General features: G+C 70.0%; 17 protein-coding genes and 1 pseudogene. 16 read left to right on the top strand and 2 right to left on the bottom strand.

Going from position 1 to position 19,418, the window contains the following annotated elements:
• Positions 1–60 precede the first annotated feature (60 nt).
• The 11 genes and pseudogenes from F3T56_RS09995 (at position 61) to F3T56_RS09950 (ending at position 10,702) form a co-directional block, all read left to right on the top strand.
• On the top strand, positions 61–690 hold the full coding sequence (locus F3T56_RS09995; RefSeq protein ID WP_149824481.1) for a DUF6629 family protein: 630 nt from the start codon (positions 61–63) through the stop codon (positions 688–690).
• Positions 691–781: 91 nt separating this feature from the next.
• Entirely contained in the window at positions 782–1,513 is a 732-nt protein-coding gene (locus F3T56_RS09990) for a hypothetical protein (RefSeq protein ID WP_149824479.1), read from the top strand.
• Between the two features lie 287 nt (positions 1,514–1,800).
• Positions 1,801–2,421, top strand: a complete 621-nt coding sequence (locus tag F3T56_RS47595; protein ID WP_246203525.1) for a hypothetical protein — start codon at positions 1,801–1,803, stop codon at positions 2,419–2,421.
• On the top strand, positions 2,399–3,802 hold the full coding sequence (locus tag F3T56_RS49665; RefSeq protein ID WP_342786910.1) for a zinc ribbon domain-containing protein: 1,404 nt from the start codon (positions 2,399–2,401) through the stop codon (positions 3,800–3,802). Before F3T56_RS47595 ends, F3T56_RS49665 begins: the two co-directional genes overlap by 23 nt.
• A gap of 211 nt (positions 3,803–4,013) precedes the next feature.
• On the top strand, positions 4,014–5,129 hold the full coding sequence (locus tag F3T56_RS09980) for a polyamine ABC transporter substrate-binding protein (RefSeq protein WP_246203524.1): 1,116 nt from the start codon (positions 4,014–4,016) through the stop codon (positions 5,127–5,129).
• Positions 5,129–6,004 (top strand): ABC transporter permease, encoded by an 876-nt coding sequence (locus F3T56_RS09975; RefSeq protein WP_149824477.1) that lies wholly within the window; start codon positions 5,129–5,131, stop codon positions 6,002–6,004. Before F3T56_RS09980 ends, F3T56_RS09975 begins: the two co-directional genes overlap by 1 nt.
• On the top strand, positions 6,004–6,771 hold the full coding sequence (locus tag F3T56_RS09970) for an ABC transporter permease (RefSeq protein ID WP_149824475.1): 768 nt from the start codon (positions 6,004–6,006) through the stop codon (positions 6,769–6,771). Before F3T56_RS09975 ends, F3T56_RS09970 begins: the two co-directional genes overlap by 1 nt.
• Positions 6,768–7,823, top strand: coding sequence for an ABC transporter ATP-binding protein (locus tag F3T56_RS09965; RefSeq protein WP_149824473.1), 1,056 nt, complete (start codon positions 6,768–6,770; stop codon positions 7,821–7,823). The genes F3T56_RS09970 and F3T56_RS09965 overlap by 4 nt, the downstream gene beginning before the upstream one ends.
• Positions 7,808–9,094: a glycosyltransferase gene (locus F3T56_RS09960; RefSeq protein ID WP_149824471.1), complete on the top strand. Its 1,287-nt coding sequence runs from the start codon at positions 7,808–7,810 to the stop codon at positions 9,092–9,094. The genes F3T56_RS09965 and F3T56_RS09960 overlap by 16 nt, the downstream gene beginning before the upstream one ends.
• A pseudogene (locus tag F3T56_RS09955) lies at positions 9,091–9,468 on the top strand (ABC transporter substrate-binding protein); the annotation flags it as partial. The gene F3T56_RS09960 and the pseudogene F3T56_RS09955, both read left to right, overlap by 4 nt.
• Positions 9,469–9,577: 109 nt before the next feature.
• Positions 9,578–10,702, top strand: a complete 1,125-nt coding sequence (locus tag F3T56_RS09950) for a dihydroorotase (protein WP_246203523.1) — start codon at positions 9,578–9,580, stop codon at positions 10,700–10,702.
• Positions 10,703–10,760: 58 nt separating this feature from the next.
• Here F3T56_RS09950 and F3T56_RS49660 read toward each other — a convergent pair whose 3' ends face one another.
• Positions 10,761–11,915: a GNAT family N-acetyltransferase gene (locus F3T56_RS49660; protein WP_342786909.1), complete on the bottom strand. Its 1,155-nt coding sequence runs from the start codon at positions 11,913–11,915 to the stop codon at positions 10,761–10,763.
• Between the two features lie 397 nt (positions 11,916–12,312).
• Here F3T56_RS49660 and F3T56_RS09940 point away from each other — a divergent pair, with 397 nt between their 5' ends.
• From F3T56_RS09940 to F3T56_RS09920, 5 genes are all read left to right on the top strand, one after another.
• Entirely contained in the window at positions 12,313–14,034 is a 1,722-nt protein-coding gene (locus tag F3T56_RS09940; RefSeq protein ID WP_149824469.1) for a VanW family protein, read from the top strand.
• 76 nt (positions 14,035–14,110) lie between these two features.
• Positions 14,111–15,319 carry an RNA ligase gene (locus tag F3T56_RS09935; protein WP_149824467.1) on the top strand — a complete coding sequence of 403 codons (1,209 nt, stop codon included), beginning with the start codon at positions 14,111–14,113 and terminating at the stop codon, positions 15,317–15,319.
• Between the two features lie 2 nt (positions 15,320–15,321).
• Entirely contained in the window at positions 15,322–16,245 is a 924-nt protein-coding gene (locus tag F3T56_RS09930; RefSeq protein ID WP_149824465.1) for a phosphatase domain-containing protein, read from the top strand.
• 108 nt (positions 16,246–16,353) lie between these two features.
• Positions 16,354–17,694, top strand: a complete 1,341-nt coding sequence (locus tag F3T56_RS09925) for a DEAD/DEAH box helicase (protein WP_149824463.1) — start codon at positions 16,354–16,356, stop codon at positions 17,692–17,694.
• 4 nt (positions 17,695–17,698) lie between these two features.
• Positions 17,699–18,937, top strand: coding sequence for a hypothetical protein (locus F3T56_RS09920; protein ID WP_149824461.1), 1,239 nt, complete (start codon positions 17,699–17,701; stop codon positions 18,935–18,937).
• Between the two features lie 48 nt (positions 18,938–18,985).
• Here the strand turns inward: F3T56_RS09920 and F3T56_RS09915 are convergent, their stop codons facing one another.
• Complete coding sequence (locus F3T56_RS09915) at positions 18,986–19,402, bottom strand: beta/gamma crystallin domain-containing protein (protein ID WP_149824459.1); 417 nt, start codon at positions 19,400–19,402, stop codon at positions 18,986–18,988.
• Positions 19,403–19,418: the final 16 nt, after the last annotated feature.

Here is a 19,418-nt window from a genome sequence, read left to right as displayed (position 1 = left end):
GAGACACACCGTGGCCGCGGAACGGCGGACACACACGACGAGCTACCCCCTGGCGGCCCGATGTGCTGGAGTGCGACGGCTGATCTCGTGGCGGGCAGCGGTATCGCGGCCGTCGGGGTGGCCTGTGTGACGCGGGTACGCAGTAGCCGGGATCTTCCACTCGCCGCGCTGCCGCTCCTGCTCGGCGCCCATCAGATCGTCGAGTCGGTGGTCTGGGGATCGGGGGGCGGCAGCGGACCCGCCACCGTCGTCTGGGCGGTCGTCGCACTGCCCGTACTGGCGGTGTGGGTGCCGGTGGCAGTGTGGTGTGCGGCGCCGCCGCACGCCCGGCGCCGCCTGCTTCTCCCGCTCGCCGCCGGAACCGCCACAGCCGCGTTGCTCGCCCACGGTCTTGCGACCGGCCCGGTGACGGCCGAGCCGCGCGGCCACACGATCGGCTACGCGGTCGGCCTGTCCCACGCACCTGTCCTCATCACCGGCTACCTCCTGGCCACCGTGGGCTCCCTGCTGCTGTCCGGCGACCGGTGGCTGCGAGCCCTGGGCGTTCTGGTCGCCATGGGTGCGCCGGCATGCTGGGCACTGTGGCGGCTGGAGTTCATCTCGACCTGGTGCGCGTTCGCAGCCGTGTGCTCGGTGGTGCTTTTCGGCTGGGTCCGCGCCCGAACCAACCTCCCCGGCAGCACCGCATGACGCGGCCGCGGAACACTGACAGGACGGGGTGGCAACGGGAAAGGCTGACCGGTTCATACTCGTCCACCGTGGCCCCATAGGATCTTCGGCCGTGACCCACAGCAGGCTGGGCGACCTGATCGCCACCGGTTTGACCGACCGTCTCGACGGGCGTGACAGGAAGCTCCTGGAGCGCCGTGCACTGATCAAGTCCGCTGGTGACGAGCCGTTTGCCCTGGATCCTCGCGGCTGGTGGTATGCGGTGCCCGGCGCGACGTACGAAGGGCTCTTCGAGGCGCTCGGTCTGCACGACCGGTTCCCGGTCACGCTGGACGAGGGCGCCGACGTCGAGGATCTGCCGTTCCGTAAGGATGCGCTCCCCACCTTCATCACGCCTGAACTGGACGGCTGGCGGCTGATCTTCGGCAACCTGCCCGACCTCGTCGGTATCGACTGGGACGAGTGGATGGAGGCGGTGGAACGGCTGAGCGTCCACTGCGGTACGGCGCAGATGTTCTTCGACGACTCGGTGGCGGGTGCCGAGATCTGGGCGGTCGCCGACAAGGGTGTCATCCGTCGGCGTTACGCGGCGGAGAGCAGCCCGGAGTGGACCGGCGACCCGCTTCCCTGGGAAGAACTCCGCGTCAGCGCCCCCGACTTCGACCCGGAGTCCGGCGACGCCGACCTGAATGAGGGCACCGCCGGGGTGGCTCACGCCTGCGCACGGCTGTCCGTCGATCCCGGCAACATCGGTGCCACCACTCGTATGCGCGGCCACGGCTGGCTGGCGCTCAGCCGGCCGGGCGTCGGCCACGACAACCTCAACGCTCTCCTGCAACGCTGAACTCACCGCCCACGTGCCCGTGGTGGCCGGCGGTGATCCGTCGGCCATGGCCTGTGCCCGACCTTCCTCGGGTGCATGGGGAGCGACAAGTAGGCGCACACATGCCGCACCCTTCCCTCTCCCGTACAGCTCACGTGTTTCCTTTGGTATCCATAGCGATGCGTCGTCCGTGGGTGTTGTGCGTCTGGTACTGGTGTCGTATCTGAGTGCGTGGTTCGAATGCGTGACCTTTTCGCGGGAGTGTCGTTGATCGGATGACAGCACCGCAGGCGGGAACGGGGTTGCCTGTGAGCGGGAAGCTGCCGCTGGGCGAGGGCGAGATGGCCCGGACTGCCTGCGCCCGTGGACTGCTGCGTGCGGGCGTGGTGGAGAAGATGGGCGAGACACTGTCCGTTGCTGTGCTGGCGCAGCGGGTTGGCTGGGCCGCTGATCTGGTCTCCGGCATGGCTGCCGAGCTGTTGGCCGAGCACTGGAACGCTGCTGATGTGGGCGTACTCGCCTCGGGTGAGGACATGGGCGGGCAGAAGCTGCCGTCGAACGCGTGGATGGCCCTGCGCCGGCTGAGCTGGACGGCTGCCCCGGCTGGGGATATGAAGGTCAACGACCGAATCGTACGCATGGCCCAGGAGCAGGCCGGGCGCGCTCTGCGCGCTGCGAACTGGCGGGCCGAGCTGACGGCTGGTGCTCTGGCAACCTGGCCCGCGGACCCGGGCAAACGGACCGCCCAGGAGTGGGATGCGGTACGGGGGGGCGATCCCTGGCGGCTGGCACCTCCCGTCGAGTGTGATCCGTTCCCGCACCCGGCAGATCACCGCCTTCACCACGAAGAACGGCCGTCTGCCGGCCGATGTCTTCGAGCTGGAGGCCCCGCCCCGGGCAGCGCGGATGCTGCTGCTGTCGGCGTGTGACGGGCAACAGGCCACCATCGAACGCGGCGAGGACGACCCCCAGCGGGCGCTGCTGCGCCTGCAACTGCCCACTCGGCACGACCCGCGCTCCTACCGGGACTGGACCTGGGTGGCCTGCCCCATCATGCTGCCGCCCACCATCCCGCCGGGCGCGGTGCTCCACCTGCCCACCCTCCGCCTTGCGGGCAACAGGGTGCGCGCCGACCTGGCCCACACGCACGCCGTGCCCAAGGCCCGCCGCACCGGCCACACCGTGGCCCTCGGCGTGGACTGGGGCCTGAACACCCTGCTGTCCGCGGGCGCGGCCCGGCTGCACGACGACGGGCATATCACGGCGCTGGGGCATGGTGCCCAGTTCCGGGCCGCCGGAGTCCTGGCCAAACAGCATCAGCTCCGGCGCCTGTCGGAACACCTGCACGCCAAGGCCAGCCAGTACCAGCGGCTCATCGACGGCGACGAGCAGCATGAACTGTCCGGCAAACACGGGGTGCTGGAAGACGAGATCCGCTTCGTGTCCGACCGCAGGTCGAGCCTGAACGACACCCTCGGCTGGGCCGCCGCCCGCTGGACGGTGGACCAGGCCATCGCCGCCCAGGCCACTGTGATCTACCTGGAAGACCTGCGGTCGATGGAAGCCAAGGGCATGGGCCGCACCCACAACACCCGCCTGTCCCAGACCGTGCGCGGACAGATCGCCGACCGCGTCCGGCACCTCGCCGCCGAGGCCGGTATCGCAGTCGTCACCGTCCCACCCCGCGACACGTCCAGGCGCTGCCCCCGGTGCCTGACCCCGCTGCGGCACCGCAAAGCCCCCGACCGCCCCACCGCACCGGGCTGGAAATGGGCCGTCTGCCCCGACCGGGCCGGATGCGGCTGGCAGGGCGACCGCGACCACGGCGCCTGGCAGCGCATCGCCGGCCTCGCCCACCAGACCAAGACCGTCACCGACCGCACCACCGCAACCATGGTCATCCGCTCGGTGGTGGACACGCTCGAAACGAAAGCGGTCATCACCCCGACCACCGCGACCAGTCGGGCCGACCGGTCCAAGACCGGCCCCACCCTGCACCGCACTACACGCCCCGCGCCCAGGCGACGCGGGGCACCCTCCCCCACCGGCCCCTGCGGCCCGGCGGGCAAGCGTCCGGAGGGACACGCACCAACGGGCCAAAGGACGCTGCCCCGCGCAGCCCACCGGCACCAGGGCGGGACGACGATCAGCACACCCTCCCCCAGACTCCGTCCGGGGACCCCCATCCCGCCGACACCGGCCGCGAGGGGCACCGCTGGGCGCAGGATTCCACCTGCACGCCCACGCCACCCCTCCACGATGGCAGAACCCATATCAGACACCATGTCTGACATGGGATCACTAAACTGATCAGAGACGCTCATCAAGGACGTGTTCTGCGGCGGGCAGGCCGGGTCGGCCGACGAGGCCACGCCGGCTCAGCCCACGGGCTGACCACCACACTCTTGCCCTGTACATGTCAGCGATGCCAGACTCCGGAATCGATGCCTGCCCGTCAGCCTGTCGGCGGACCTGGCGCACCCCGCACTCGTCCGGCTGGTCTCGACCGCAAGGGAGTGGCGTGTTACGCGCACCGAGGTTCAGGCACGTTCCGCTGGGCGCGACGGCGGTCGTTCTCGCCCTCGTTCTGTCCGCCTGCGGAGGCGGCGGTGAGCCGGGCGGGGGCGGCGTCGCAGCCTCCGCGTCGCTCGATCCCGGGGCGGACCTGAGCAAGCAGCGGCTCACGGTGTCGAACTGGGACGGTTACCTGCCGGAGGATCTTCCCGGCCGGTTCAGGTCCGCCGTCGGCGCGCCCGTCACCGTCGCGAAGCACACCACGAACGAGGAGATCGTCGCCAAACTGACCGCCTCCTCCGACAGCGGCATCGACGTGGCCTTCGTGTCGGGCCAGTACGCGCAGGCGCTCGCGGAGCAGGGGCTGCTCGAACCGATCCACCACGAATTGGTCCCCCACCCCGACAACCTGGATCCGGCGGCTTCCCGTCTCGCCCACGACAAGGGCAACGTCTACTCCGTCCCGTACACCTGGGGCACCACCGGACTCTGCTACCGCAAGGACCTCATCGGCTACACCCCGGACAGTTGGAACGATCTGCTGAAGCCGCGGGCCGCGCTCAAGAAGAAGATCACCATGCTGAAGACCGAGCGCTGGCTGTTCCTCCCCGCGCAGAAGGCGCTCGGATATTCGGTGAACACCACCGACGAGCAACAACTCGCCCGTGTCAAGGAGTTACTGCTCGGCGCGAAGGAGGGGCTCCTCGCGTACGACGACACCACGTTCGGCGACCGGCTCAAGTCCGGGGAGGCCGTACTGGCGGAGGCCTGGGACGGCTGGTGTCCGACCGACGACAAGAGGATCGGGTTCGTCGTGCCCGAGGAGGGCAGCGATCTCTGGGTCGACACGATGGTGATCCTCAAGTCGTCGACGAACAAGGAGGCGGCTCACTCCTTCATCAACTACGTCCTCGATGCCGAGGTGCACTCCTGGGTCGCCGAGAACATCTTCTACAAGGTCCCGGGCAGGGCGGCGATGGACGAGGTCGATCCGGCCCTGTTGGAGAAGTACCCGGCTCTCCGAATGACTCCGGAGCAACTGCTGGAGGGTGAGTCCGTCGTCGACCTCGGGGACGCCTCCACGGCCTACACCCGGATCGTCACGGAAGTCACCGCGGGCTGATGGTCCTGCGAGGGAAGGCGGGTTCGGGGCCGCGTCCGCGAGCCCGGTTCCTGCTGATCGGCCCCGGGTTCGCGTACCTGGTCGTCCTGCTCCTGCTGCCGCTGGCCCTGTTGGCCTGCTACACGGTCTTCCAGCGGGGCCGCTTCGGCGGGATCGCGTACGCGGACGGTGTGACCGGCGAGAACTTCTCGAGGATCGCGGACTCGCTGTACGCCGGTGTCCTCGTCGACTCGTTGAGGATCGCGGCGATCACGACGGTGCTCGCGCTCGTCCTCGGCTACCCGACGGCGTACGTGATCGCCCGGCTGCCCAGAAGATGGCGTACGGTCGCCCTGATCCTGGTCGTCCTGCCGTTCTGGACGAACTTCCTGATCCGTACCCACGCCTGGATCGCGCTGCTGTCCAGCCAGGGCGTGGTGAACACGGCCCTCACCGGCATCGGGATCGCCGACCGGCCGCTCGAGTTGCTCTACACGGACTCGGCCGTCGTCGTGGGGCTGCTCTACGCCCATCTGCCGCTGATGGTGCTGCCGCTGTACTCGGCGATCGAGCGGGTCGACACACGGCTGCTCGAAGCCTCGGCCGATCTGGGGGCGCGCCCGGCCCGTACGTTCTGGAGTGTGACGCTTCCGCTCACCCTGCCCGGCGCGCTGACCGGATGCGTGTTCGTCTTCGTGCCCAGCCTCGGCAACTTCGTCGTCCCCGAACTGCTGGGCGGCGGGCGCACGGTGATGGTCGGCAACGTGATCAAAGACCAGTTCCTGACGGCCCGGGACTGGCCTTTCGGTTCGGTGCTGGCCCTCGCCCTGGTGGCGTCGCTGGTCCTGCTGCTCATGGCGCAGGCGTGGGCCCGGCGCCGGCTGTGGGGTCGGTGATGCGCCGACTGGGGCTCCTGCCGCTGGGGGTGACGTACGCGTTCCTCTACACGCCGGTCGTGGTGCTCGTGGTGATGTCCTTCAACCGGTCGGACAGTCCCTACGAGTGGTCCGGGTTCAGTACCGGCTGGTACAGCACGCTGGCGCGCGACGACGAGGTCCTGCGCGGTCTGGCCAACACGCTGGTCGTGGCCGCGGGTGCCACCGCCCTGTCCACCGTTCTCGGCACGCTGCTGGCTGTGGGGCTGGCCCGCCACGGAAGCCGTTCGCGGCTGCTGCACGCCCTGTCGGTGATGCCCGCCGTCCTGCCGGACATCGTGCTGGCGATCGGTCTGCTGACCTTCTACTCGTTCGCCTCGGCGACCCACGGCCTGCATTCGGTGCTGCTCGCCCACACCGTCTTCGGCCTCGCCTTCGTGACGGCCGTCGTAGGCGCCCGGATCGCCCACCTCGACCCCTCGCTGGAGGAGGCCTCACGTGACCTCGGCGCGGGGCCGGTCGCCACGTTCCTCCGGGTGACCCTGCCGGCGCTCGCCCCGGAAATCGTGGCGGGGGCGCTGCTGGTGTTCACGCTCTCGCTCGACGAGTTCGTCATCGCGTTCTTCACGGCGGGGCCGAAGGATCCGACCCTGCCGATCGTCGTCTACTCGATGATCAGGTTCGGTGTGACGCCGGAGATCAACGCTCTGGCCACCCTGCTGCTGGCGGTCAGTTTCACCGCGGTGATCGCCGCGCAGAGGGTGAGCCGGCTCGTGGAAGCGCTGTGATCCGGATCCATGACGTCACCCGGCGGTTCGGCCAGGTCACCGCCCTGGACGGGGTGAGTCTGGACATCGAGGAGGGCGAGTTCTTCGCCCTCCTCGGCCCGAGCGGTTGCGGGAAGACGACGCTGCTGCGCGTCCTCGCCGGCTTCGAGACGCCGGACAGCGGCACGGTCAGCCTGGACGGCCGGGACCTGCTGGGCGTACCCGCGCACCGGCGGCCGGTCAACCTGATGTTCCAGTCGTACGCCCTGTTCCCGCACATGAGCGTGGAGAACAACATCGCGTACGGGCTGGCGCGGGAGCGGCTGCCCCGGGCCGACATCCGTGCCAGGGTCGCCGCGGTGCTGGAGACGGTGGGGTTGACGGCCGAGGCGCGCAGACGGCCGCACCAGCTGTCGGGCGGCCAGCGGCAGAGGGTCGCGCTGGCCCGCGCGATCGTGAAACGGCCCCGTCTGCTGCTCCTCGACGAGCCGCTGTCGGCGCTGGACAGACATGCCCGCGCGGAGATGCAACTGGAGCTGAAACGGCTCCAGCACGAGGCGGGCATCACCTTCCTCGTCGTCACCCACGACCAGGAGGAGGCCATGTCGCTCGCCGACCGGATCGCCGTCCTGGACCGGGGACGCGTCCATCAGGTCGACACACCCGTCGAGCTCTACCGGCACCCTCGGGGCCGGTTCGTCGCGGGCTTCGCAGGCGCCAACAACGTCTTCTCCGGACGTCTGCTGCCCTCCGGCGGACTCGACGTACCCGGCGTCGGTGTCCTGCCCGCCCCGGCCGGTGACACCGCCGGCCTCGTCGCCGTACGCCCGGAGAACATCCGGCTCGCCGCCGAAGGCGCGAACGCTCCCTTGCCCGGCACGGTGCTCGACATCAGTTACTTCGGCGGCTCCTCACGGATCGCGGTCACGGTCCCCGGTCTGGACCGGCCGGTCCTGCTGACCGTGCCGGGCCCGGCCACGGTGACCTCCGGCGCCCGCGTCGCGCTGTCCTGGGACCCGGACAGCGCGGTACTGATCGAGAAGACGGGAGACACCCCTTGCCCAGACCCCTGACCATCCTCTTCGCTCCGGAGAGCGCGTACGGTCCGACCAACAACTGCGTCGGCATCGGGGACGTACTGCGCCGCCGTGGCCACCGTGTGGTGTTCGCGGCGGAGGCGTCCTGGAAGGGCCGGCTCACGGCGCTCGGCTTCGAGGAGGAGCTGGTCGATCTGGCTCCGCCGCCCGAAAAGCCGCAGGAGGCCGGGCAGTTCTGGAAGGACTTCATCCGGGACACCGCGCCGGAGTTCCGCAAGCCGACGATCGAGCAGTTGGGGACCTGGGTCAAGCCGGTGTGGGAGGAGTTGCTCTCCGGCGCCCGGTACTGCGAACCCCAGCTCAAGGAGATCATCGACCGGGTGCGGCCGGATGTGATCGTCGAGGACAACGTCGTCTGCTTCCCCGCGCTGACGACGGCCGGTGTCCCCTTCGTGCGGATCGTCTCCTGCAACCCGCTGGAGATGAAGGGCGAACACGTTCCCCCGCCCTTCTCCGGGTACCCGGCCGACGACCGCGCCGGTTGGGCCGAGTTCCGTGCCGAGTACGACCGTACGCACCGCGACGTGTGGGCCGGCTTCAACGCGTGGGTGGTGGAGCAGGGCGCACGGCCGCTTCCCGAGTTGGAGTTCATCCACGAGGGCGATCTGAACCTGTACGTGTATCCGGAGATCGCCGACTACACCGATGCCCGCCCGCTGGGGCCCACTTGGCACCGTCTTGACTCCTCGGTGCGGGAGACGGACGAGGAGTTCACCCTGCCTCCGGAACTGGCCGAACCGGCCGACGGCAGCGCGCTGGTCTACTTCAGCCTCGGCTCGCTCGGCTCCGCCGACGTCGACCTCATGCGCCGGGTCATCGCCTCACTGGCGCGCACCCCGCACCGTTACATCGTCTCCAAGGGGCCGCTGCACGACGAGATCGAGCTTCCGCCGAACATGTGGGGTGCGGAGTTCCTGCCGCAGACCCGGATCCTCCCGCTGGTCGACCTCGTCATCACGCACGGCGGCAACAACACCACCACCGAGGCCCTCCACTTCGGCAAGCCCATGGTCGTGCTGCCGCTGTTCTGGGACCAGTACGACAACGCCCAGCGGGTCGCCGAACTGGGCTACGGCGTCCGGCTCGACCCGTACCGCTTCACCGACGGCCAACTGCACGGCGCCCTGGCCCGGTTGCTCGGCGACACCGGGTTGCGGCGCATCCTCACGGAAGCCTCCGCGAGGATCCGGGCGCGTGACGGGCTGCGTGCCGCGGCGGACCTCATCGAACGGAGTGCCCGCGAATGAAGCGCTCTCCCCACCACCTGAGGCTCGGTGTCAGTGCCCTCGTCTTCGCTGTCCTCGCGGCGCTCTCCGCCTGCGGAGACGGGGGTTCGTCATCCTCCGACTCCTCCGACGACGACTTACGCAATGCCGAGGCCACGCTCGAAGTCGCCATTCCCTCGGCCGTGTTCGCCCCCAAGGAAGAGGTCGCCACCTACGCGGTGGGGGACGCCGAGGGCTATTTCGCGGCGGAGAAGCTGAAGGTCGACGTCGTCAACACCGACGGCTCGGTCGCCGCGGTGCAGGCCGTCGCCTCGGGCAGCGCGGACATCGCGCCGGCCGACGCGGGCGCCATCCTCGCCGCGCGGGAGAAGGGTGTACCGGTCAAGGCCATCGGCGGGCTCGTCCGGAACTGGCCGTGGCGCAAGGCGGTGCCGCCGGACAGCGACATCACCACCCTGCTACTACCTCAACAAGGGCGGCCCGTACGCCGAATTCTTCCCCGAGGTGCTGGCCGCCGCCTCCGGCCGCGCCCACGTCGACTACGGCTTCCATCTCGCGCCGATCTCGCGCGCCCACATCGGGGAGATCCCGGACCTGATCGAACGGTTCGGCGTCACCTCGTTCAAGATCTTCATGTTCTACGGCAGTCATGGCCTGCACGGCCGGTCCGCCGACCAGAACGCGTTCCTGATGGTCGGCGAGGACGAGCGTTACGACTACGCGCACTTCGAGTTCGTCATGCGCGGGGTGCAGGCCGCACGCGAGCGGTTCCCCGACCTCGCCGGGCAGATCTCGCTGTCCCTGCACTGCGAGACCGCCGAGATCATGACCGCGTACACCGAACTGGTCGAGCAGGCGGGCGAGTTGACGGGCCTCGCCGCCTACAGTGCCTCTCGGCCGCAGCACTCCGAAGGGCTGGCGGTCTCCGTCGCCGCCTATCTGGCGCACGAGACCGGGCTGCCGACGATCAACTTGCTGCATCTGTCGTCCGGCAAGGCTGTCGACGCGGCGGTGCGGATGAGCCGGGCGTTCCCGCACATCGGCTTCCGCCGCGAGGTGACCGTCGGGCATCTGCTCGCCGACATCACCACCGCGCATGGCCTCGGCGGGAAGGTCAACCCGCCGCTGCGGCCCCGTGACGACGTCGAGGCGCTCTGGGAGTACGTGCTCGACGGCACCGTCGACCGGGTCGTCAGCGATCACGCGTGCTGCCGCGAGGAGGTGAAGTTCGGTGAGCCCGAGGACGACGTGTTCCTCGCCAGGGCGGGCTTCGGCGGGGCCGAGTACCTCCTCCCCGGCCTGCTCACCGAGGGGATGAAACGCGGCCTGCCCCTGGGCCGGATCGCCGCGCTGACCTCCTGGAACCCGGCCCGGCGCTACGGACTGCGGACCAAGGGCGCCCTCGCGCCCGGCTACGACGCCGACATCGCCCTGGTCGACCCGGGCCGCACCTGGACCGTGCGCGCCACCGAGTCGGAGTCGGCACAGGATTACACCCCGTTCGAGGGCTTCGAGTTGACCGCCCAGGTCACCGACACTTTCCTGAGGGGCCATCACATCCTGCGGGCGGGCAAGGTCGTGGGCGATCCCGTCGGCGCCTACCTGCGCCGTCCTACGCGTCGCGACTGACTCAATGCCGTTATCGGATCTTCTTCCCGCATCGTTCCGTCTCTGGGATGATCAGCGGTCATGAACGGGGAGAAGGTGCTTCACGGGTTGTTCGAGGCGTGGGCGCGGGAGACTCCGGGGCCGACGGTGGCGCCCTGGTAGGCAGTGCCCTCGACGTCCATGAGGGCGACTCCCACCTCGTGGACGTGCCCTTCCTTGTCCACCAGTCCGTCGAAGTCAGGTCCCTGAGCGCGGTCTCCCCGGTCTCCCCGGCGACGAACTCCTCCAGCAGCAGGGGCCCGCGGGGCAGTTGGGAGGGGAAGCGGTAGTTCCGTATGACCCAGGTGCCGGATCCTCCGGCGCCGTGCTCGGTCTTCACGACGGTGGTCCGGCCCGCGCGGCCGCGCGTCCTGAGCAGTCGCGCTGCCGCACGCCGGGTGGCCGCCTGCCACTGCTCCGGCACCCTGATGCCCGGGGGGTCGGGTGCGAGCCGGGTGAACAGTTCGTGCGCGGCCCGCTTGGACTCGTATCGCAGGGCGTCCGGGGGCAGCGGCTCGCCGGCGAGTTCGGCGAAGTCGGGGGTGCGGCCCCAGGGTACGAGGGGCAGGCCGAGGGACTTCAGGCGTTCTACGAGGGCGGGGCGGGACAGGACGGCGTCGCTGAGCCCGCGCGTCGGGACCTCCGCCAGACCGTCGTACACCTCCACGGTTCCCCAGCCCAGGACGTCGCCGACCATGTCGATCCAGTCGGGCGGCACCGCTCGGGGCAGGATCAGTACGGCCGGGTGCGCAGAGATGAAGGCGGCCAGGCAGGAGTAGTGCGCGGCTTCGGCGGAGGCGGGGCCGAACTGGGCCTGGAATTCGGCGACGTTGCCGAAGTGGACCGCGCGACGGCCCTGCGTCCACGCGTCCACCCAGCTGTCGCGACGGGTCGCGAAGAGCACTTCCAAAACGGGCAGTTCACGCCCCGCGGTCGAGCCGGAGGGGGTTCGTCCGACGGGTCGGGCGCCCATCCGGCGGTAGAAGGGTTCCGCGTTCGGGTCCGAGTCGATCGTGATCCGGGTGAACCCGAGCTCGCGTGCGGCTCGCATCACATGGGAGTACAGGGCCCGGCCCACCCCTCGGCCGATGGCGTCGGGCTCGACGAAGCACAGGCCCACGCGGCCCTGTGGTGCCGTGCCCTCCAAGGAGGCGACACCGAACACTCCGAGCTGCGCGTCCTCGGCGACGACGATCCGGCGGGCGTCGATCCCGTCCGGCCGGATGGTGAGTTCCTCGCGGCACGCTTGCAGGAACTCCCGGTCGTACCCCCAGTGCGTCTTCGAGCGCAGGACGAGCTAGGTCAGCGCCGTCGCCTCTTCGGCTCGTGCGGGTCGGATCCGCACCTCCACCCCGCATCTCCCCGTACTTCCTCGACGCCGTATCGCGTGATCAGGCTAGAACATGTACCGTCCGCACCCGGGCGGTCACTCCGAGCCCTGCGGTTCCGGGACCTCGGACGTGATCTGGGACATACACGTTCCCCGCCCGGTTGTGGATAGTTTGTTGTGTTTGCTCGTTCTGTTCGCAGCGTTACGTCATCGGGCCGGCGTTCCGTCGATCATCCACGCTCTGTCGATCACCAGGAGACCCATGCGCCTCCGAATACCCCTCACCGCGCGCGAAGCCTCTGTTCCGCCCCTCGCCCTGGCGGGCGGTGCCCTGAGCGTCGGCCTCGGCGGGCTGTATCTCGCCGGGCTGCTGCTGACGGGCGGGGAGATCGAAACGGGTACGACCGTGCGCGGTGTCGACATCGGGGGTCTGAGCCGCGCGGAGGCCACCGCGAAGCTGGAGAGACAGTGGGCGGAGACCGGCTCGCGGAAACTGACCGTGAAGGTCGGTGACCGTACGGGCACGGTCGTCGCGCGGCAGGCCGGACTCGGCTTCGACGCCGGGCGGACCGTCGACCAGGCGGTGCGCACCGGGTCCGATCCGGTGAGCGTGATCGGCGGGTTCTTCCGCTCGGGCGGTGCCGTCGAGCCGGTCGTACGCGTCGACGAGGACACGGCGCGCGACACCCTCGGGAAGCTGGCGAAGACCCTCGACCAGAAGGTCCGCGACGGCGCCGTCTCCTTCGCGGACGGCCAGGTCGAGGAAGTCGCCCCGCGCCGCGGCTACGCGATGGACGTGAACGCGGCGGTCGACACCCTGCGTACGACCTTCCTGCACGGCGCGGCGGGCTCGGTCACGGCGCTGCCCACCGACGAGACCGAGCCGAAGGTCTCGGCGGAAGAGGTGCGGCGGGCGGTACGGGAGTTCGCGCGGCCGGCCGTCTCGGCGCCGGTCACGCTCACGGCGGGTGACACGCGGTTCACGATCGATCAGGCCGTTCTGGGCGAGCACCTGACGATGCGGCCCGACGACACGGGCAGGCTGACTCCGAAGCTCGACGGAAAGGGCCTGCGCGCCGCACCCGCGGTGGCCGAGCCCCTGTCCAACCTGCCCACCGAGCTCCGGAACGCCACACTGAGCCTCGACGGCGACAAGGTCATGGCGGCCGACGACGCGACGTCCGCCGTCCAGGTCACCGACAAGGCCCTGAGCGAGGCCGTGCTGCCGCTGCTCACCAAGTCGGGCGCCGCCGCCCGCACCGGCGAGGTCGCCACGCGGGTGACGCAGCCGGAGGTGACCCGCGAGAACGCCGCGCGGCTGGGCCTGACCGAGAAGATGTCCTCCTTCACGGTCAATTTCGAACCGGCGCCGTACCGCACGAAGAACATCGGCCGGGCCGCCGAGTTGATCAACGGCTCCGTCGTCATGCCGGGCGAGACCTGGAGCTTCAACCAGACCGTCGGTGAGCGCACCGAGGCCAACGGCTTCGTCGAGGGGATCATGATCCTCGACGATCAGTTCACCAAGGCGCCCGGCGGCGGTGTCTCCGCCGTCGCCACGACCATGTTCAACGCGATGTTCTTCGCCGGGGTCAGGCCCGTGGAGTACGGCGCCCACTCCTTCTACATCGAGCGCTACCCGGAGGGCCGTGAGGCGACGGTCGCCTGGGGCAGCCTGGACCTGAAGTTCAACAACGACTCCGGTAACGCCATCTACATCCAGGCCGAGTCCACCGACACCTCGGTCACCGTCACCTTCCTCGGCACCAAGAAGTACGACGAGATCGAGTCGGTCACGGGCCCGCGTACGAACGTGAAGGAGCCGGAGAAGAAGGTGAGCGCCGACAAGAAGTGCGTGCCGCAGACTCCGCTCGAGGGCTTCGACGTCACCGTGGAGCGGGTCTTCCACGCAGGCGGCGAAGAGGTGAAGCGGGAGCCGTTCCGTACCCACTACACCCCGCGCGACGAGATCGTCTGCGAGTGACGGCCCCCACCACAAAATCAGTGTTCAACAGCATTCCTCCCACGTGACAATCAGTCACCAGCATGGGGAGGAACACATGAGCCAGGCCCACCTGACTCTTCACGAGCTGCTGCCAGCACAGGAGTTGGCGGCGGCGCTCGACGCGGGGCACGTCACGCGCAAGCAGCACCCGGAACTGCCGCTGTCCATCTACACGTACACGAGGACATGCCAGTACGAGCGGGTGTGGAACCGCGTGACCATCCGCTGCCGCGGTCTCGTCGCCGACGACAGCACCGGTGAGATCGTCGCGCTTCCGCTGCCGAAGTTCTTCAACGTCGGTGAGCACGAGGCCGGTCAGCCGTACGCGCCCGCCCTCCCCGACGAGCCGTTCGAGGTGTACGACAAGGTCGACGGCAGCCTGGCCGTGGTGTTCCACTACGCCGGCCGGTGGCAGGTGGCGTCCAAGGGGTCGTTCATCAGCACGCAGGCCACGTGGGCGCAGCGGCTGCTCGACGGGAAGGACACGTCCGGTCTCGTTCCGGGGGTGACCTACCTCGCCGAAATCCTCTACCCGCAGAACCGGATCGTCGTCGACTACGGCGACCGTCGTGATCTGGTGCTGCTGGCCGCGTTCGCCAAGGACGGCACGGAGGTCGCGCTGGCCGAGGCCGCGACCGGCTGGCAGGGCATCGGGTCGGTGGTGACCGTGTGGCCGGCGATGCCGCTCGCGGAGCTGCTGGCCCTGGCCGAGGCCAACCGGCTGCCGGGTGGCCGGGCCGCCACGGGCACCGACGCGGAGGGTTTCGTGCTGCGCTTCACCTCGGGGGTGCGGGCCAAGGCCAAGCTCGCCGAGTACGTCCGGCTCCACAAGGTGCTCACCGGTGTGACCGAGCGGGACATCTGGCGCGGTCACGGCATCCAGCGGTTCGCGGGGCTGCCCGCCAAGCAGGTGGCCCAGGCGCTCGGCTGCTCGGCCGAGGACATCGAGGCGTCCGGTGGCAGGCCCCTGGACGCGCTGCTGGAGCAGGTGCCCGACGAGTTCGACGCCTGGGTGCGGAGCCTGATCGCGGGCATCGAGAAGCAGGTGGAGGATCGCGAGCGTGCGATCGACGAGGCCTTCCGGTCCCTCGCGCATCTCGTCGGCGACCGGGGAGCCTTCGCCCGCGCCGCGAAGGCGCTGCCCGACGCCGCGCTGCGTCCCGCCATGTTCCTGCGCCTGGACGGGCGCCCGACCGAGCTCGTGACCTACCGTTCCGCCCGGCCGGAGGCGTCCGACCCGTTCAAGACCGACGAGGAGAATTGACCGTGCCCGTAGTACACGTCATGACGGGGCTCCCGGCCTCGGGAAAGACGACCGCCGCGCGGGGGCTGCAGGCGGAGTCCGAGGGCCGGATGCGCCGCGTCAACCTCGACGATCTGCGGACGATGCTCGACGTCCCGGCACCCGAGGGATCCGAGCGCGGCCGGTCGTACGCGCACGAGCAGACGGTTCTGGCGATCCAGGACGCGGCGGTGCGCGCGGCCGTCGACGGCGGTTTCGACGTCGTGGTGGACAACACGCACCTGACCCCGCACATACCGAAGCGGCTGAAGGCGGCGGTGGCGGGGCAGGCCACGTTCGTCGTGCACGACTTCACCGACGTCCCGGTGGAGGAGTGCGTACGGCGCGATGCCGGGCGGGAGAGGGCGGTCGGCGAGGAGATCATCCGGATCCTCGCCGACAAGCACGCGAAGGCCCGCAGGGGCGGCTGGCGGCTGACCGCCAAGTGGCTGAACGACGAGCCCGTGGTCGAGCCGTACACCGCCGATCCGGCGCTTCCCTCCGCGGTCATGTGCGACATCGACGGCACGCTCGCCCTGCGGGGCGATCGGGGGCCGTACGACTTCACGCGCTGCGAGGAGGATCTGCTCAACGTGTCGGTGCGCGGGGCGCTGCGCTCGTTCCGGAGCGCCGACGGCGATGTCATCGTCCTGCTCTCCGGCCGGGGTGAGGAGCACCGCGAGCGCACGGAGGCGTGGCTGCGCGCACACGAGGTCCCCTACGACGAGCTGTGGATGCGGGCCGCCGGTGACGGGCGCCGCGACGACGTGGTGAAGGCCGAACTGTTCGACCGGCATGTGCGCCACCGTTTCGCGGTACGGGTCTCCCTCGACGACCGTGACCGCGTCGTCGCCGTGTGGCGTCGTATGGGGCTGCCGACCTGGCAGGTCAACTACGGCAGCTTCTGACCGGGGGCCCGCTGGTAGGCTGACGGCACGCTTCGACACCGCCGGGGCCCGTACCAAGGGGTACGGGCCCCGCCGCGTTACAAGCGCCAGACCCAGGAAGGTTCCCCCATGAACGCGAAGCCGTCGGCTTCTGGAACGTCCCACGCCGCGTCGTTCGACGCGCTCGGGCTGCCGCCGCGGCTGCTGGAGACGATGACCGGCCTCGGGGTGACGGAACCGTTCCCGATCCAGGCGGCGGCCCTGCCGCATGCGCTAGCCGGCCGTGATGTCCTCGGCCGCGCGCGGACCGGTTCCGGCAAGACGCTGGCTTTCGGGCTCGCGCTGCTCACCCGGACGGCAGGCCGGCGAGCGGAGTCGAAGCGGCCGCTCGCGCTGGTGCTGGTGCCGACCCGGGAGCTCGCGCAGCAGGTGAGCGATGCGCTGGCGCCGTACGCGCGGACGCTGGATGTGCGTTTGGCGACGGCGGTCGGCGGGCTGGCGATCAACCGGCAGGCGGCGCAGCTGCGGGAGGGTGCCGAGGTGGTCATCGCCACGCCGGGGCGGCTGGTCGACCTGGTGTCGCGCCGGTACTGCCATCTGGATCAGGTACGGATCACGGTGCTGGACGAGGCGGACCGGATGTGCGACCTGGGGTTCCTGCCGCAGGTCTCGGACATCCTGGACCAGGTCCGCTCCGACGGACAGCGGCTGCTGTTCTCCGCCACGCTCGACGGTGACGTCGACCAACTGGTGCGGAGCTACCTGCACGACCCGGTTCTCGCCTCGGTGGACCAGGTGGCGGGCTCGGTCATCACGATGGAACACCATGTGCTGAACATCCACCCCGCCGACAAGTACGCGACCGCGACCGAGATCGCCGCGCGGGACGGGCGGGTACTGATGTTCCTGGACACCAAGGCCGGCGTCGACCGGTTCACCCGCCATCTGCGGGACAGTGGCGTACGCGCCGGCGCCCTGCACGGCGGGAAGTCGCAGCCGCAGCGCACGCACACCCTGGCCCGGTTCAAGAAGGGCGAGATCACCGTGCTGGTGGCCACCGATGTCGCGGCGCGGGGCATTCACATCGACGCGCTCGACCTCGTCGTCAACGTCGACCCGCCGGCCGACGCCAAGGACTACCTGCACCGTGGCGGGCGTACGGCGCGGGCCGGGGAGTCCGGGAGCGTGGTCACGCTGGTCACCCCGGACCAGCGGCGCGATGTGAACCGGATGCTGTCCGAAGCCGGGATCCGGCCGACCGTCACACAAGTGCGTTCCGGCGAGGCGAAGTTGACCGCCATCACCGGAGCGCAACGCCCGCCGGTCGGGGCGAAGGGCAACAGTGGCAACGCCCCCTTCCGGGGACTCGGCACCCGCCCGGGCGGCCGCGCGAAGGAGTCCCGCAAAGCCGCAGAGGCCCGCAAGGCCGCGGAAGCCCGCGCAGCGGCACGGGTACGCAAGAGCCGCTGACCCGGTGACCCGGACCGTCAGCACCCCGGAGCCTCCCCAGGATGTGTATGCCTCCCCGCACTCGCTCAAGGGGCTGTTGCAGCGAGGGCGAGGGGTGGGCGCGCTGTTGGCGTCGGGTCAGGGGGAAGGCTCGGCGGGAGCCGCCGAGTTGGTGTACGACGTCGTCCGGAAGGACTGGCGGTGGGACTCCGTGGACGACCGGCACCTGTATCTGGCCCGGCTGATACGGGAGTTGGGGCTCGGACTGGATCCGGTGTTCGCCCTGTTGACGGGCGACGCGGATGACTGCGAGCGGGCCACCCGCATGTTGGAGTTGCTCGCCCTGTCGGGGTCGGCGCAGGCACGTGAAGCGCTTCGGGCGTACGTCCGCGAAGGCGAGCACTGGGTCGATGTGCTCGAGTCGGTGGCGGACGCCTGGCCGGTCGAGTGGTGGGACGATCTGGCCGATGTGGCGCGGGCCCGGCTGACCGGGGAGGAGCGGCTGTTGTGGCGCTGCGAGCCCTGGGTGCGCTGGGGAATGGCGGGCTCCTCCCCTGGTCGTCCGGAGCTGCGTCGTATCGACGATGCCGGTACGAGCGTCGGCCGACTTCTTTCCGTCCTGGCCGATGGCGGGTCGGCCAGGAGTGAAAAGGTGCATGCCCTGCGCGTGCTGGCCGGACGTCCGCCGGAGCCAAGGCTGATCCCGTTGGTTCCCGACCTTGCGGATGTGAACGGTGAACTGCCTCTGCCCGGCCTCATGCGGGCGGTCGAGCGGCTCGGTGCTCTCGCCGTGCCCGAGGCGCGGGCCTGGGCGGTGGACGAGCGACCATGGCTGTCATGGGCTGGCATCCGGGTGCTGGCGGAACAGGGGGAAGTCCAGGACCTGCCCGTACTGGTGGATGAGCTCGCGGCCCATGAGAAGGCACGCCAGTGGTGTGGGCCCTCGGTACTGGCCGACGGGCTCGCCCGTTTCGGGACGGCCGCCACCGATGCCGCCCCGGTGCTGCGGCGGCTGTGGCTGCGCACCCCGCACTCGTACGAACGGCCCGCCTACCTCAAGGCGTTGGCAGCCATCGCACCGGCCGGGCTGGACCTGGTGTACGCCGAGTCGCTGTGGGACTGCGAATCGGAGGCCCGGTTGCTGGGCGTCGCCAGGGCGCCCGATCTGCCGCACGTCCGGGAACTGCTCGCGCGGTTGCGGGACGACCCCATGGAGGAGACGGAAGTCCGGGTCGCAGCCAAGGAGCGCCTGGCCTGCCCCTGATGCCTCGTCAGTCATCGCCGTCCCCGGTATCACCGGTGGTTCAGGGGATCAGAGGATCCTGATCCAGCTCGCGCTGACCCCACCGGGGTGGTTCGGCCAGGTGAAGGCGGTCCACTTGTTGATGCCGGCGTCGGGCTGCCACCTCGCGTCCCCGAACCACTGGACGCGGTTGTTGCCGGTCGAGATCCGGGTGATCCACGAGTTGCCGGGCAGGGAGATGGTTCCGGCGTTGGCGAAACACAGGTCTCGGGAGGAGTGGCCGGCCTGGTGGGTGGTGACCTGCACGAAGTCGCTACGGCCACAGGGCACCGAATTGATCGCGAACGCCTCCGTCGCGGTGACGGCGGTCAGTGAGGCCGTCAGCGCCAACGTCGTCGTCGCGGCCAGAGCGGCCCGCTTGGCGATTTGTTTCCACCGGAGTTTTTCGGTCCTGCCCTTTCGGGCAACGGAAAGCACCTCGGGCATGGCCGCATCGGACCCA

The sequence above is a fragment of the Streptomyces tailanensis genome, from assembly GCF_008386495.1.
GTDB lineage: Bacteria > Actinomycetota > Actinomycetes > Streptomycetales > Streptomycetaceae > Streptomyces > Streptomyces tailanensis.
The sequence above is the reverse complement of the archived record's forward strand: the minus strand, read 5'-3'. Positions and strand labels throughout refer to the sequence as shown.